This is a genomic window from Pseudomonas sp. BAV 4579 (genome assembly GCF_009765395.1).
GTDB lineage: Bacteria > Pseudomonadota > Gammaproteobacteria > Pseudomonadales > Pseudomonadaceae > Chryseomonas > Chryseomonas aestiva.
This window is the reverse complement of sequence record NZ_WHOV01000041.1, coordinates 17,174-32,767: the sequence shown is the minus strand read 5'-3', so window position 1 is coordinate 32,767 and position 15,594 is coordinate 17,174. Positions and strand designations below refer to the sequence as shown.

The 15,594-nt window shown below is 69.4% G+C and carries 9 protein-coding genes and 1 pseudogene; 2 read left to right on the top strand and 8 right to left on the bottom strand.

The window, feature by feature from the left end; translation table 11 throughout:
• Nucleotides 1–119: 119 nt before the first annotated feature.
• Both GSQ95_RS10535 and bfr read left to right on the top strand, forming a co-directional pair.
• The gene (locus tag GSQ95_RS10535) at nucleotides 120–1,010 is read left to right on the top strand and encodes a PA4780 family RIO1-like protein kinase (RefSeq protein WP_017642530.1); all 891 of its coding nucleotides are present in this window, start codon (nucleotides 120–122) and stop codon (nucleotides 1,008–1,010) included.
• Nucleotides 1,011–1,130: 120 nt separating this feature from the next.
• Complete coding sequence (bfr, locus tag GSQ95_RS10530) at nucleotides 1,131–1,628, top strand: bacterioferritin (protein ID WP_007159675.1); 498 nt, start codon at nucleotides 1,131–1,133, stop codon at nucleotides 1,626–1,628.
• 30 nt (nucleotides 1,629–1,658) lie between these two features.
• Here bfr and GSQ95_RS10525 read toward each other — a convergent pair whose 3' ends face one another.
• The 8 genes and pseudogenes from GSQ95_RS10525 to bcsB all read right to left on the bottom strand — a co-directional run bounded on the left by GSQ95_RS10525 (nucleotide 1,659) and on the right by bcsB (nucleotide 15,575).
• Nucleotides 1,659–4,226: an ATP-binding protein gene (locus GSQ95_RS10525; RefSeq protein ID WP_158893390.1), complete on the bottom strand. Its 2,568-nt coding sequence runs from the start codon at nucleotides 4,224–4,226 to the stop codon at nucleotides 1,659–1,661.
• Nucleotides 4,227–4,327: 101 nt separating this feature from the next.
• Nucleotides 4,328–5,656 carry a bifunctional DedA family/phosphatase PAP2 family protein gene (locus tag GSQ95_RS10520; protein ID WP_158893388.1) on the bottom strand — a complete coding sequence of 443 codons (1,329 nt, stop codon included), beginning with the start codon at nucleotides 5,654–5,656 and terminating at the stop codon, nucleotides 4,328–4,330.
• 62 nt (nucleotides 5,657–5,718) lie between these two features.
• Nucleotides 5,719–6,873, bottom strand: a complete 1,155-nt coding sequence (locus GSQ95_RS10515; protein ID WP_158893386.1) for a cell division protein FtsQ — start codon at nucleotides 6,871–6,873, stop codon at nucleotides 5,719–5,721.
• A gap of 10 nt (nucleotides 6,874–6,883) precedes the next feature.
• Nucleotides 6,884–8,299 carry an MBOAT family protein gene (locus tag GSQ95_RS10510; protein ID WP_158893384.1) on the bottom strand — a complete coding sequence of 472 codons (1,416 nt, stop codon included), beginning with the start codon at nucleotides 8,297–8,299 and terminating at the stop codon, nucleotides 6,884–6,886.
• Between the two features lie 13 nt (nucleotides 8,300–8,312).
• On the bottom strand, nucleotides 8,313–8,963 hold the full coding sequence (locus GSQ95_RS10505) for an alginate O-acetyltransferase AlgF (protein ID WP_158893382.1): 651 nt from the start codon (nucleotides 8,961–8,963) through the stop codon (nucleotides 8,313–8,315).
• Nucleotides 8,960–9,625, bottom strand: a complete 666-nt coding sequence (locus GSQ95_RS10500) for an SGNH/GDSL hydrolase family protein (protein ID WP_158893380.1) — start codon at nucleotides 9,623–9,625, stop codon at nucleotides 8,960–8,962. The genes GSQ95_RS10505 and GSQ95_RS10500 overlap by 4 nt, the downstream gene beginning before the upstream one ends.
• 14 nt (nucleotides 9,626–9,639) lie before the next feature.
• A complete protein-coding gene (locus tag GSQ95_RS10495) occupies nucleotides 9,640–13,431 on the bottom strand; it encodes a cellulose biosynthesis protein BcsC (RefSeq protein WP_158973794.1) in 3,792 nt (1,263 codons plus the stop codon).
• A gap of 3 nt (nucleotides 13,432–13,434) precedes the next feature.
• Nucleotides 13,435–15,575 (bottom strand): annotated as a pseudogene (gene bcsB / locus GSQ95_RS10490) (cellulose biosynthesis cyclic di-GMP-binding regulatory protein BcsB).
• Nucleotides 15,576–15,594 lie beyond the last annotated feature (19 nt).

The following is a 15,594-nucleotide window of genomic DNA, read 5'->3' as shown; positions in this document are numbered from 1 at the left end:
TCCGCTTCGATGAGTCGCACGCTCAGGGGCGACGCCGACTTCCCTTTCTCGGCGTCTGGCTTGAAACTTGCCTCACACGTCCCCCTGTGACGACCGACAAGAAGGAGCTGGAACCGGCGATGAAAACTCCCAAACGCATCGAGCCGTTGATCGAGGACGGCTTGGTCGATGAGGTGATACGGCCCCTGATGAGTGGCAAGGAGGCGGCGGTCTACGTGGTGCGCTGCGGCAGCCAGGTGCGCTGCGCCAAGGTCTACAAGGAGGCCGACAAGCGCAGCTTCCGCCAGGCCGCCGAGTACCAGGAGGGGCGCAAGGTGCGTGGCAGTCGGGAAAACCGCGCCATGGCCAAGGGCTCCAAGTTCGGTCGGCGCGAGCGCGAGGACAACTGGCAGAATGCCGAGGTGACGGCGCTCTATCGCCTGGCCGACGCCGGGGTACGGGTACCCAAGCCCCACGACTTCCTCGACGGTGTGCTGCTGATGGACCTGGTCACCGACGGCAATGGCGAGGCCGCGCCGCGACTCAATGACGTGACCCTCACCGCCGAGGAAGCACTGCGCTATCACGAACTGATGATCGGCCAGATCGTGCGCATGCTCTGCGCCGGGCTGGTCCACGGCGACCTTTCCGAATTCAACGTGCTGCTGGCCGAGGACGGCCCGGTGATCATCGACCTGCCCCAGGCGGTGGACGCGGCCGGCAACAACCACGCCTTCCGCCTGCTGGCGCGGGACGTGGAGAACATGGCGCTCTACTTTGGCCGCTTCGCGCCTGAGTTGCGCACGACCCGCTATGCGCCGGAGATGTGGGCGCTGTTCGAGAAGGGCGAATTGTTCGCCAATACCCGCCTGACCGGCGAGTTCGCCGAGCGCGAAGACCAGGCCGATGTCCATGCGGTGATGCGCGAGATCGAGGCGGCGCGGCGTGACGAGGAACGACGGCAGGCGGCGCGTCGCGAACAGGATGAGCCCAGCGTGCGCGAAGAGCCGCCACCGCCCTGGCTAAGCTGATCGTGAAGCAGAACGATTAGCGCTGCGATGAGACGAACGGCCCCAGTGGTCGGGCGATGAACGGCGTCCTCTGGGCGCCAGCGCGCTAAACTTGGCACTGAACAGCACAGGACTCTTTTCATGCAAGGCCATCCGGACGTCATCAATTACCTCAACCAGCTGCTGCGCGGCGAGCTGGCGGCGCGCGACCAATACTTCATCCATTCGCGGATGTACGAGGACTGGGGCCTGATGCGCCTGTACGAGCGGATCGGCCACGAGATGGAAGAGGAAACCCAGCACGCCGATGCCCTGCTGCGCCGCATCCTGTTCCTCGAAGGCACGCCGGACATGCGTCCCAATGCCATCACCGTCGGCCAGACCGTACCGGAGATGCTGCGCGCGGACCTGGCGCTGGAATACGAGGTCCGCGAAGCCCTGGCCCAGGGCGTGGCCCTGTGCAACCAGCACAAGGACTTCGTCACCCGCGAGATCCTGGTGGTGCAGCTGGAAGACACCGAAGAAGACCACGCCTACTGGCTGGAGCAGCAGCTGGGCCTGATCGACAAGATCGGCTTGCAGAACTACCTGCAATCGCAGATGAAGGGCGGCACCACGCCCCATGGTGCCGGTCTCTAGCATCGGCTGAGCGGCGCCGCCAGGCGTCGCTCAGGACGTGCGGGCGTCGCCCTCCGGCGCCCGTGGCAGATAGAGCGAGATGCAGGTCCCCACGCCAGGCGTGGTATCGACCTGGATCTGGCCACCCGACTGGTGCACAAAGCCATGCACCATGGACAGGCCCAATCCGGTGCCTTGACCCGGTGGCTTGGTGGTAAAGAAGGGATCGAAGATCCGTTCCAGGATCTCCGGCGCGATGCCGCTACCGGTGTCGCTTACCTTGACCCGCACATAGTCTCCGGCAGGCAGATCGTCCGGTCGCTCGGGTGCGTCCGCGGGCAGATTGGCCGTGGACAACCGCAGCTGCCCGCCCTGGGGCATGGCATCCCGGGCATTGATCGCCAGGTTGAGCAGGGCGCTTTCCAGTTGCACCGCATCGATCACCGTCGGCCAGAGCGGCTGCGCCGGCTCGGCCCGGACCTCGATCGCCGGACCGACGCTGCGGCGGATCAATTCCTCCATGGCCAGCATCAGCTCGTTGACGTCGGTGGGCTTGGGTTCCAGGGTCTGCCGCCGGGAAAAGGCCAGCAGCCGCTGGGTCAGGGAGGCGGCGCGTGCGGCGTAGGCCTGGGCGCCACCGAGCAGCCGGTCGAGCTGGTCGGTACGGCTTTGCTGCAGACGACGCTCGATCAACTCCAGGCTGCCGATGATGCCGGCCAGCAGGTTGTTGAAGTCATGGGCAATGCCGCCGGTCAACTGGCCGATGGCTTCCATCTTCTGCGCCTGATGCAGCGCCTGCTGCGCCTGGGTCAGTTCGGCGGTGCGCTCGATCACCCGCTGTTCGAGGGTTTCGTTGGCGGTACGCACCGCCTGGAACAAATGGGCCTGCTCGATGGCGATGGCCGCGCGAGCGGCCAGGGCCGCCATCAAGCGTTCGTGACGGACGTTGAAGCGCCCCGGTTCGGGATGGCCGAAGAAGAGTCCACCCAGCACCGTCCCGTCACGGGCCACCACGGAGACGGCCAGATAGCTGCGCACCGGCAGGTGTCCGGGCGGCAGGCCCCAGTGCGGTGCGGACTGGCCATAGCGCGGATCGGCAGCCACATCGTCGGCACGTACCACCCCTCGGTTCAGCAGGGTCGGGTCGAACAGGGCCGTGGCGCCGGGCTCGCCAAGGCGCTCGAAATCGTCGCGCTCGGCACCGGATAGGGTGAAGAGCCGCAGGCCGCCGCCATCGGCGGTGACCTGATGATTGAAATAGGCACCGAAGCGGGCGCCCGTCAATTCCACCCCGGCATCGGTCACGGTCTGCACCAGGTGCGCCAGATCCAGCTGGCTGGCCAGTTCCGTGTCGATGCGCTTGAGGGCTTCCAGGGTGCGGGTTTCCTCGCGCAACTCGGCTTCCGCCTGCTTGCGGTCGCTGATGTCGACGAGGAATTCGAAGGCGCTGCCATCGGGCAGGCGCTTGGCGGCCACCAGGGCCCAGCCGGTCGAGCCATCGCGGCGCCGATAGCAACGCTCCTCGGGCGGCACCTGAGCATCGGCGCGTGGCAGTCTCGGTGCCGGCCAGGCGATGCGCCCGGCGGCCAGATCCTCGCGGCCATGGCCGCTCATGCGCAGGAAGGCGTCATTGGCATCGATCAGCCGCCCTTCGGCATCGAAGCAGAGGGCGCCCACCGTCTCGATCTCCAGGGCGGTGCGAAAGCGGCGTTCACTGGCTTCCAGGGCAGCCCGGGCCAGATGGGCCTCGGTGACGTCCTGCCCCTGGCAGAAGATGCCGATCACCTGGCCGTTTTCGTCGGTCAGGGGTTCGTAGATGAAATCCAGATACAGGGTGCGGACCGGTTCGCCCGCGGTCTCCAGGCGCAGCGGCTGGTGCTCGGCGACGAAGCGGCGACCGCTGCGATAGACCTGTTCGAGCCACTCGAAGTAGCCCTGACTCTGCAATTCGGGAAAGACTTCGCGCACCGTGAGGCCTTCGCGGGGTCGGCCATCGAACAGACGGCTGTAGGCGACATTGACGAAGTCGAAGACGTGGTCCGGCCCGCGCACGATGGCGACGAAGCCGGGCGCCTGCTCGAACATCCGCCGCTGGCGCGCGGCCTCGGCAGTACGCCGGCGCTCGTCGAGGATGCGCTGGGTGGTCTCGTGGCCCTGGTTGAAGATCCCGGCGATCTCGCCGCCTTCACCGCGGATCGGGGTGAAGCTGTAGTTCCAGTAGGTCTCGCTGACCACGCCCTGGCGGACCATCGGCAGCAACTGGTCGAAGACCGAAAAGCCCTGGCCGCTGCTCAGGACCTGCTCGAACTGCGGTCCGACCACCGGCCAGATGTCCTGCCAGACCTCCTGGGCTGGACGTCCGAAGGCCCAGGGGTGGCGTTCCGCGGGAATCGGTGCCCAGGCATCGTTGTAGAGCAGCAGCAGGTCGGGGCCCCAGTAGATGGCGGTGGGAAAGCTGGAATTCAAGCAGATGCTCAGGGCCGAGCGCAGCGATTGCGGCCACTGCGATGGCGGGCCCAGGGGCGAATCCGACCAGTCGTGGGTGCGCAAGCGGGCACCCATCTCGCCGCCGCCGGCGAGAAAGTCCAGTTCGTTCCAGTCGGCAATCTGCGCTGCCATCTATCGAGCCTCCCCCGGCCACCTCTGCAATTCCAGGCGTTCAGACCACAAGAGAGGCGAAACTGCAGGAACCTGAGCGGATTTTTTGGCTAGCGGCGGCCTTACAGCCGGGGCGCATAGCGCTCGATGGCCGCTGGCAGGGCCCAGCCGGCGGCGAAGGCCAGCACCAGCACCACCAGTGGCAGCAGCACCCACCAGGTCCGCGGCGGAATCGGCTCCAGGCGATTGCCGCCGGTCTTCTGCAGCAGCGCCAGGCTCAGGCCGCAGAAGCCCCCGGCGAGCAGGGCACCGGCGAGGACGTCGGTGGGCCAGTGCACGCCCAGGTAGACGCGGCTGAGGGCGATGAGTACCGCTGGCAGGGCGGCGATCACCAGCCAGGCGAGGCGCCCGCGCGGACCGTAGCGGCGCCCGACGAGGATGCCCAGGGTCAGGAAGAAGGCGAAGGAGGCCGAGCTGTGGCCGCTGGGCAGGCTGTAGGTGGTCAGCGGCTCGGCGAGCACGTCGGGGCGGGCACGGGCCAGCAGGTTCTTCAGCTGGCCGTTGGCCAGGGCGGTCCCCAGGGTGGTGCCCAGGGCGAACAGCAGCGGGCGCCACTGGCGGTAGGCGGCCAGCACCAGGATCAGCACGGCGGCGAGGATCAGCTGGGTGCGGAAATCGCCCATGCGGGTGATGACCACGGCGACCAGGTTGAGCCAGCCTTCGCGATGCTCCTGGACCAGCGCCATCAGGCCTTCGTCGAAGGCGCGCAGGTGGTGCCAGCCGAACAGCAGCGCCAGCAGCCCGGCCAGGCAGAGGGCGCCGCTGATCAGGGTAGTGCCGGCGCGCTCGCGCCAGGCGCCATGAGCCACCACCGTCAGCAGCACCGCGGCGCCACCGAAGACGATGCCGGCCTGTTGCCAGAAGCCCTCCGGCAGCGGCAGGCGAAAGGCCGCGCCGGTCACCCAGCCCGGGCCGAGATAGGCGATGGACCAGCCGGCGGCGGCCACCAGGCTGACGCTGACGAATTTGACCAGGGGCATGTCGAGCATGCCGGCGATCAGCGGCAGCAGCGGGCGCAGCGGACCGATGAAACGACCCACCAGCAGACTGGCCACGCCGTATCTGTGGATGAAGCCCTCGGCCGAGCCGATCCATTCCGGATGGGTGCGCAGTCCGGGCAGGCGGCGGATGCCTTCATGGAAGCGCCGACCGATGAAATAGGACACCGCGTCGCCGAGGATGCCGCCGAGAAAGCCCAGCAGCAGGGTATCGAAGAGGTTGAGCGCGCCGTTGCCGGCGGCGATGGCCACGGCGAACAGGATCACCGTGCCGGGTACCACCAGCCCGGCCAGGGCCAGGCACTCGAGAAAGGAGATGATGAAGATGGCCACGCCCAGCCACTGGTGGTGCTGGTTGATCCACTGGGTCAGGCCGTCTAGCAGTTCCGTCATCGAAAGGCTTCCTGGGGGCTGGGGGTTGCGTCCTCAGACCCATGGAGAAAGCCTTGGTTGCCTCAAGGACGCGGATCGAGACGCAACGCCTCGGGGCCGGGGGATTGTAAATCGCGCTCGGGAATTTCCCAGACCAATAACTGTGGCGGGGTTTGTCGGAAGGCGGGACTGGCGAAGTAGTCGCGCGCCGCGCCGGCGAAATGCCCGCCATCCTTGGCGAAGCGCCCGACGCTGGCGCCCAGGGCCTGCTCCAGGAACGGCAGGAAATTGGAATTGCGCGAGAAGGAAGTGCCGATTACCGCGACGTTGGGCAGGTCGCCATCGCCGAACAGGTCATCGCTGGGCTCGGCCGCGGCGCGGCTGTCGACCTGGGTCAGGCGCAGCACCTCGGGGGCGGGTTGCAGGCGTGGCGGCAGCCAGCCCAGGCCGGCCAGGCGCACCAGGTCTCCGGGTCGCGGTGCCGGCGCCAGCAGCGTGCGAGCGAATGTCCGTGCCGGGCTGGCCTGGAAGGGCAGCGCCTGGATGCGCAGCGCCAGGGCGCGAGCCGCGGCCTCGGCACCGGCCTCGTTCCAGTGGGTATCGGTGCGCAGGAAGGCGGCGCTGCCCAGGGGCGTGAGTGCCGTGGTCAGGTCGAGCACCGGCACGCGCGCGGCACTCAGCATCCGCATCCAGTCGGCGACCCGGTTGGCAAAGGCAGCGGGGCGTCGCAGTCCGCACAACCGGTCGGCGGCGATGCGACTCTTGTCCGGCACCACGGCGACCAGCAGCTGGATGTGCCGGGCGGCCAGTTGCCGGCGCAGCTCGATCACCGTCTGGGCGCGGGCGCGGGCGCGGGCATTGGCGCCGGCGTGGCGCGGGACCTCGAGTTCTTCGGCGAGAAACAGCCAGCCGGGGCAACCCTGGCGCACCCGCGGTCCGCTGTCGCCCAGCAGCAGCAGCCAGCTGGCGCCGCGCTCCAGGCGGGCGGCCGCTTCCGGCAGCGGCGCCTTGGCCAGCTCCTTGGCGATGTGGTGGGTGAGCTCGCCTTCGAGCAGGGCGTGGCGATCCACCCGTTCCGGCCAGAGCGAGAGGCGACCGGTCAGCAGTGCCCAGGCGCAGGACAGCAGGCCGATCACCAGGAACAGGGCGAAGACCACCCCGGCGAGCGGGGCCAGGCGTACGCTGCTGGCGCTGGGCGGCTGGGGTGCGGGTGAGGGCGGCAGGGCGGGAGCGCTCATGACGGCGGCCTCAGAACTGGAAGTAGAGGAAGGGCACGGCTTCGCGGCTGGCGATCAGCGCGAAGCAGAGCAGGAAGCCGGCTACCGGCCAAAGGGCACCGACACCGCGCAGCAGGGCGCTACCGGGCAGACGCGCCTCGATGCGCGCCTGCCACAGCGGGGCCAGGACGCAGGCCACGCCCAGGGCGGCGGCCAGGCCGTGCGCGGGTCTCAGGGGCACGGCCAGGGCAACGCCCAGGGCGAAGCCGTGCAGACCGAACTGGCCGGCGTACAGGGACAGCGCCGTGGCGAAGTCCGGCGCACGGAACAGCGTCCAGGCCAGGGCCACGAACAGCAGGGTCAGGCCGTGGGCCAGGGGTCGCGGCAGCGGGCGGCCGCCGAGTTCGTCCCAGAGCCGGTCCAGGCACAGCGCCAGGCCGTGCAGCATGCCCCAGAGCAGGTAGTTCCAGCTGTCGCCGCCGTGCCAGAGACCGGCGATGGCCATGGTCAGGAAGAGGTTGCGATAGGTGCGCCAGCGACCGCCGCGATTGCCGCCCAGGGAGATGTAGAGGTAGTCGCGCAGCCAGCTGGACAGCGACAGGTGCCAGCGCCGCCAGAAGTCCTGGATGCTGCGGGCGAGATAGGGCCGGCTGAAGTTTTCCGGGAAGTGGAAACCCAGCATCAGGCCCAGGCCGATGGCCATGGCGCTGTAGCCGGCGAAGTCGAAGAACAGTTGCAGCGAATAGGCCAGGCAGCCGATCCAGGCGTCAGCGAAGGACGGCTGGTCAAGGTGGAAGGCCACGTCCACCAACGGCGACAGGGTGTCGGCCACCAGCACCTTCATGCACATGCCGATCATGAACCGGCGCGCGCCGAGGGCGAAATTCTCGCGATTGAACCAGCGCTGGTTGAGTTCGCGGCGCACCCAGTCGTAGCGGATGATCGGCCCGGCGATGGAATGGCCGAACATGGAGATGTAGGTGGCGTAGTTGACGAAGCTGCGCTCCACCGGCACCACGTGACGATGGACATCCACCAGGTAGGAGATCGCCTGCAGCACGATGAAGGACAGCCCGGCCGGCAAGGCCACCTTCTGCCAGTCCAGCGGCAGGGCCCCGGCACTCACCAGCACCTGGCTCCAGGTGGCGGCGACGATGTTGGCGTACTTGTACCAGCAGAGCACCGCCAGGTTGATCACGATCAGCCCGGCGAGCAGCCGCAGCCTTGCTCGCGAGCCTTCGCGCGCTCGATCCACCAGCAGCCCGCCGACCCAGGCCAGCAAGGCCAGGGCCATGTGCAGCAGCAGGAACAGCGGACTCAGCCAGCCATAGAACAGCCAGCTGCCCACCAGCAGCACCCCGTTGCGCCCGCCGGGCCGCGCCAGGGCGTAGACCAGCAGGAACAGCGGCAGGAAGAGGGTGAGGAATTCCAGCGAGGCGAAGACCATCGAGCGGCTGTCCTTAGTGGGCGATAGCGTCCTGGGTGGCGAGCAGCCGCGGACCGCTGGCGCCCGGCAGCAGCAGCACGCTATAGCGCTCGCCGGCCTTGAGTTCGCCCAGGTCCAGCGCCGCGCCGGTGGCCTGGCCGGCGCAGGTCAGCTGCACCTTGAGCGCCACGGCGTTGAGGCTGCGCCGCTGCAGGGTGCCATCGGCGACGTCCTTGAAGATCTCGGCATTGCGCCCGGCCGCCTGCAGACCCGGGGTCGTGCACTGCGGATCCAGGCTGTAGAAGGCCAGCGAGGCCTTGAGGGCGTTGAAGTCGTCGGGTTGCTCGCGCACCAGGCGCTGCACCAGCGGTGTGCCGGGCAGGACCACCAGGGTGGCGAATTCACCGGCGGCCACGGTCAGATCAAGCGGTGCCTTGGCCGCGCCCTGGACCAGTTCGCCCTGGATGGCCTTGGTCGCCGGCACGGTCAGGTAGTCGGAGACCGGCTTGCCGGCCTCCAGCTGCAGCCGCGCGGCGGAGCCGGAGGCCTGCAGCGCCAGGGGCTGGCTGCCGGCGTTGACGAAGCGGAGGAAGGCCGAGTCTTCGCTGGGGCCGGTGGGGTAGAGGGACACCTCGGCCTGGGCGATCCCGCCCACCAGCAGGCCGAGCAGCAGCAGGGCCTTCACTGGGCGGCTCCCTTGAGCTTGTCGGCGGGCAGCTTGTTCAGGGCGTCGACGATGGCCGAACTCCAGGACTTGTAGCCCGGACCGGTCAGGTGCTGGCCGTCGATGGTGGCCCACTGGCCGGGCTTGGCGAAGCTCAGCGAGTCGATGTAGCTGCAGGGCGCGACGTTGCTGGCGAGGAAGCCGGACATCAGCTTGACCCGCTCGAAGGTCTTGCCGTACTTGCCGCCCTCGGTGCCCCAGGTCGGGCCGACCCAGGCGCAGTGGGTCTTGGTGGCGCCGATGGCCTTGGTCAGGCTGGTGGTCTGCTGCCAGACCCAGGTCTTGGGAAAGCTCGGATTGGTGTAGCTGGCCATGGTGTCGCCCATGACGATCAGCACCAGGTCGGGCTTGTCGGTGGCGATGAGTTCACTGATCGGCTGGGTGGCGGCCTTGCCGCCAAGCACCACGGCCTTGTCGCCGTTGCGCCGCTCGGCGCCGCCGCAGGTGCCGGGGGTGACCTTGAGCCAGTCGCCGGCGTTGGTGCCGCAGATACCCAGGGTGTGCACCTTGGCGCCCTGTTGCACCAGGCTGTCCTGCAGGGTGCCGATCAGGTAGTCGGGCGTGGCCAGGTGGCTGTCGCCGATCATGAGAATGGTAAGGCCGGTGAGGAGGCTGGCTGCCATGGGAGCTCCGTGACTCAGTTGTCGTAGGGGGAACGATAGGGACTGACCGGCAGGGCGAGTGCACGGTCCTGGGGTTCCAGCGCATAGCGCAGATAGACGCCGCCATTGAGCTGTTGGAAATCGCGGCCGTTGTCGACGCCGAGGTTGCCGCCGACGAACAGCTGGCGCCCGAGCTGGTACTCGGTGGCGCCATGGAGGCTGTAGCCGAGGCTGGTCTTGTTCTGCCCGCCATAGACCGCCGGGGCGCCGAGCGCCTGGCTCGCCGCGGCCTGCAACCGGGCGTCGGTCGGGTAGAAGTCGGCGCCGTCCTGCACGATGCGCTGCACGCCCACTGCGCCGCGCAGCTGCCAGGTCCAGCGGTCGGTGCGCTGCGACCAGGTCAGGGGCACGCCCAGGGCATAGAAGCGCTGCGGACTGAAGTAGCCGCCATGGCCGTAGGTGAAGAAGGCCTGGTTGTTGTCGTAGGCGATGCCGGTGAGGGACAGGCCCAGGGTCAGGCGGCTGTCTTCGCTGTTGATCAGATAGCGGTACAGCCCGGTGCCCAATTCGGTGCGGCTGTTGTCGGCGACCTGGTTGCCCAGCAGCCGGTACCAGGAAGCATAGGCATAGGCGCCGAACTGGCTGTCGTCATAACCGAGCTGGCCGCGCACGCCGTTCGCGGTCACGCCGCCCCATTGCTGACCGGTACGGGTGTCTTCGCTGCCGGCAAAGGAGGTCAGGCTGTCGATCACCACGCGGCGCGAGGCCGAGAGGGTATAGCGGCTGTGGTCGGTCAGCGGCCGGTCCAGGCTTACCCCACCCACTGGCGTCGAATAGAGAAAGCCCAGGGGCGTGGTGCCGGCATCGGCCTTGAGGCCGAGCTGGGGATCGCTGTAGGCCACCGCGAGGCCCACGCCGCTGTCGCTCTGGCTGCCCGGCGAGGCGTCCGGCGCGGCCTGGGTGGCGGCCGGACCGCCACCGAAGCGACTGCGGGCAGCGCTGCCGACACTGCCGGCAGTCAGGCTGACCGGGGTCACCCGCACGGCCAGGCGCACGTCGCCCAGCGGGAAGTCGATCTCCAGCGGCGCCTCCACGTCGGTGAGCTTGCCCAGGCCGCGCTCGTTGTCGTTGCTGCGCACGGTGAGGCCCTGGGTGAGGCGCGCACTGCGGGTCTGCAGCAGGTCGTCGAGGGCGCGCTCGGCAGCGCTGTCCGGCGGGGCGGCGGGCGCGTCCGCCAGGGGCGCGGCCTTGGCCGCCGCCAGCAAGTGGTCGGCGGTCGGCGGAATGGCCTGGCTGGCCAGGGTGGCGCTGCCGCGGCGCGGGCCGAAGGGATTGGCCGGTGCGCTGGCCAGGGGCCGCGCGGTCTCGGCGTCGCGGCGCTCCACCGCCACCACCTGGCGCAGCAGTTCGGTGGCCCGGCCGTCACGGCCCAGGGCGCGATAGAGACGCGCAGCCTCGGTCAGCACCGCCACGTCGTCGGCGGCCAGGGTGACGGCGCGTGCGAGGGCGCGCTCGGCATAGGCGTTGTCCCGGGCGCGCACGGCGGCATCGGCCGCACCCAGTTGCAAGCGGGGATTGTCGGGGGCGCGACGCAGCAGGGGGTCATAGAGGCGCAGCGCCTTGTCGGCCTCGCCATTGGCCAGGTACAGCCGCGCCAGGGCGGCATTGGCCAGGTCATCGTCCGGGCGCTGGGCCAGGGCCGGCGCCAGGGTGTCGTAGGCGGTGACCAGATCGCCGCGCTCGCGCAGCTGGTCGGCCTGGCGCACCCGGTAGCGATAGAGCAGGTCCTCATAGCCCTGGCGCTGCGTGGCGCTCAGGCGCTGACCCTGGAGGTCGTGCAGCAGGGCGTTGACCTCGTCGTCGGCGCCACTGCGCAGCAGTACCTCGCCGTATTGCAGGCGCAGGGCGGGATCGGGCGTGCGTTCGCGGGCCAGGACATCGCGCAGCAGGCGCAGCCCGTGTTCCGGGTCACCGGCCTCGGCATAGGCCGCCGCCAGGCCACCCAGGGCGGCGGCGCGCTCGCCGGCCTGTGGCTCCAGGGCCGCCAACTGGCGCCGCGCGGCCTGCTGCTGGCCGCGGCGGGCCAGGTCGCGGGCGGCGCCTACCCTGGCATCAAAGTCGAGATCGGTGGCCAGGGCGTTCATGGCCGGCGTGCGCTGGGCCGGCGGGATGCGCCCGAGCAACTCGCGCGCCGCCGCGGGATCCTGCTGCTCCAGGGCGAACAGGGCGCGGACATAGAGCGCCTCGGGGCGTTGCGGGTCCTTGGCCAGGCCGCTGTCCAGGGTCTGCCGTGCCGCCTGGGCCTGGCCCTGGCGCAGCTGCAGGCGCGCCAGGGCGAGCAGCGTCCAGACATCGTCCGGATCGGCGCGCCGGGCGTCTTCCAGGGCGCGACGGGCGCCCTGGAGATCGCCACGGCCTTCGGCCAGCTTGGCTTCCTGCAGGGCCTGGGTGGCCTTGAGTCGATCCAGGTTGCCGAGCTTGGCGCGTTCGGCCGGGGTCAGGGTGTCGAGCAGGCGCAGGGCCTCGGCCGGACGCTCGCTCTCGGCCAGCAGGTAGATCAGGCCACGGCGGGCTTCCAGATTGCGCGGATCCTGCTGCAGGATCCGCCGATAAGCGGCCTCGGCGGCGTCCAGCTGCCCGGTCTGGGCCTGCAGCCCGGCCAGGGCCAGCGGTGCTTCCGGACGCTTGGCGTCCAGCCGCAGCGCCTGCTCCACCCGGGCGCGAGCGGTAGTGAAGTCGTTGGCCTGCTGGGCCTGCTGGGCCTGGCGGGCCTGGGCGAGCAGCGCCCAGTAGCGCACCTCGGCCAGCGGCGCCTGCCAGCGCGCGCCGCCCGGTTGACGGCTGGCGCGGCCCAAGAGGTCCTCGGCGTCGCTGAAGCGCTCCTGGCGCTGGCGAACGATACCCAGTCCGCCCAGGGCGTTGGCATCGTTGGGGGCCGTCTTGAGGCGGGCCTGGAAGGCGCTTTCGGCCGCGCCCAGTTCATTGCGCCGCAAGGCCTCGATGCCGCGCGCCAGTTGCGGATCAAGGCCGCCGCTTCGACTCAGGGCACGGCCCTTTTCCAGCTGGGCGCGCAACTCGGCGTCATCCGGATGCTGACGCAGGTAGGCCTCGAACAGCGGTGCCTCGGCCGGATCGGGCGGACCGCTCCAGACCAGCGCCTGGCGCCAGTATTCGGCGGCTTCGCCACCGATGTCCTTGCGCGTGCTCAGCTCCGCCAGGGCCTGGATGCCACGGCTGCGACTGGCCGGAAAGCGCGCCAGGTGCTTGGCCTGGATCAGCATCAGCGCCGGATCGCTGGGTTGCGGCTTGCGCAGGCGCTCGATGCCCGGGCCGGCTTCCTGCCAGCCATTGGGGGTGTAGGCGAGGATGTCGTAATACTCCCGCGCCAGATCGCCCTGGGGCAGCCGACCGCCGAACAGCTGGCGATAGAGCGCCAGCGCCTGCACCGGCTTTTCTTCGCTGACAAGCTGGCGGGCATCCGCCAGGCGCTGGGGATTGTCGCCACTGGCCAGGGCGATGTCCTGCTCCAGTTGCAAGGCCTGCTGGGGCGCGGGTTTGAGGGCTTGCAAGCGCCGCAGATAGGCCTGGGCCGCGGGCAGCCGGTCAGCCTGCACCTCGATCAGCCCCAGGCCGTACAGCGCCTCGGGCTGCTGCGCATCGAGTTCGAGCAGCTTGTTCCAGGTTTCCTGGGCGCGGGGCGCATTCTTGCGCGCCTGCCAGAAGTGGCCTTGCTCGATGAGCAGCGCTTCGGGCGTGCCGGCCGCCAGGGCCAGCGGTGGCAGCAGCAGACCGGTCAGCAGGGTAGCCAGCAGCGGCGTACGGATCATGGTCTAGCGCTCCAGCCGCTGACGGGCACGGGCGCGCAGCGCCGCATACAGCAGACTGGCCAGCAGGGCCACGCCCAGGGCGCTCAGGCCCAGCATCAACAGGGGATGACGCGCCAGTTGCCAGCGGACATAGAGCAGCGGCCCCAGGCTGCCGACGTGATAGGTCTCGTCGGCTACCAGGCTCTCCACCTGCTGGCCTCGCACCATGGCCAGGCTGCCCTGCAACCCCTGGGCATAATCTTCCCGGGTGGTGAGGGCGCGGCTGATGTCGGCCAGGCCCTCCGGGCGGGCGGCGACCAGGGCCACCACGCTGCGACCGCTCTTCAGCGGTGACTCGAAGCCGGCCACGAAGGCGCCACCGGCACCACCACTGGCGCTCAGCGCCGCGCGGCTGCGCTCCAGACTGATCTCGTTGTCACTGCTGAACCACTGGCGCACCTTGAACGCCAGGTCGGAAACCTCGAAGCGCTGGCCGTTGCCGGCGAAGCCGGCCGGCAACTGGGCGGCCCAGCGTTGCAGCAGCGGCTGGTCGGCGCCGCTGGCGATCAGCAGCAGGTCCTTGTCGGCCAGGCCCTCGACCTCGCCAGCGCGGGCCACCGTCACCGCGGCGGCGGGATAGCCGGTGGAACTGCCGAAGCGGCCGAGCACGTTCAGGTAGCTGTCGATTTCCGCCGCGCTGGGCGCATCGGGCAGGATCACCGCGGTTTCGCTCAGATCCGCCAGGCGGGTGAAGGGAAAGCCGCTGTCCTTGAACACGCCCAGGTTGGGCAGGGCGATGAAGTGCCGATAGCCGGACAGGTCCAGGGTCGAGTCCGGTTCCAGGGTGCCGCGCATGTTGTCGATGATGACGTCGCGGCATTCACCCTGCTTGAGGTAGTCGTACATGAAGCGGAACTGCAGGCGGGCCTGCAGCGCCTCGCCCTCCAGCGGCAACCGCACCTCGGCCTCGCGGGGCAACTCCTCGTCCTTGATCAGACCCTGCAGCCCCTGGTCCAGGTGCTCCTGGGACGGCAGGGGGATGGACTGCACGAAGCGGTCGTTGAAGCTCACCAGCAGCGAGGAATTGGTCGCCACCGGCTGCGGGGTATAGCGGTATCTGAGGTGCAGGGGCAACCCTGGTTGCGCCAGAGGAACAGGTCCGGGGGCAGTCGCAGCGGCACGGTCACCGTCCCCGGAGCGTAACCGGAGACGCCGAGTTCCTTGGGCGTCGCCAGCTCGCCCAGACGCACCGGCCGGTCGCTGGGCAGCCAGTTGGGCGCATCGTAGGGCTTGCGCGGTTGCAGCGCCTGCAGGGTGTCGATGGTCATGCCCTGGCCGGACAGGGTCTGGTGACCCAGCGCCACGGCGCTCGCGGCGCGCTTGAGTTCGTTGGCATCACGCCCGGAGATCACCAGCAGCTGGCCCTGGGGATCGAAGGGGTTGACCAGGATGTCGACCCGGGCCGCCGCCGGTGCCGGCAGACTCAGGCCCAGGGTCTTGGCGCGCTCCTCGCTGGTGACCAGCACCACCGCATTGCCCTTGGCCGGCAGGGCGCTCTGGCTGCTGGGGAAGCGGGCGCCGCGATAGCTCGCGAGGGCGCCGAACCAGGAGGTCAGGGTGCCGGCGGCCTCCAGGGTGCCGTTGTCGGCCGCACCGGCGATGACGAAGGGCAGCTCCAGCTGCCGGGCATCGCGGCGATCGAAAAAGGGCTGCGGCAGGCGCGCCAGGTCCGGTGCCAGGTCCAGACGGCTGACCTGGATGTCCAGGCGGCTGCCATTGCTCACCTTGGCCCAGAGGCTGGAATGCAGCGGGTCTTCGCACTGCATGGTGTAGTGGCCGATCAGCTGGATGCTCAGGCGGTTGAATTCGGTGATCAGTCGCGGCGGGATGTCCACCATCCGGGTCTGGGGCGTACCGGCGCCTTCCTTGGGCAGCGGAATGCTGGCGGCGACCTCGTCTTTGACCAGCACATTGAGCTGGGACAACTCCGGCAGCAGCGCCGGGGAATAGGTGTAGTTCAGCGTCACCTTGGCCGCGCTGACGATCTCGTCGGCGCGGATGTCGAAGCCGACCCCGTCGCGGCTGTCGATGCCGCGCAGGTTGAAGGGATAGACCGCACCGAGCTGCTTGAAGCTGTTGTCGTAGCCGCTGCCGGCCAGGGCCACGGCCACCGGGGGGGGCGCT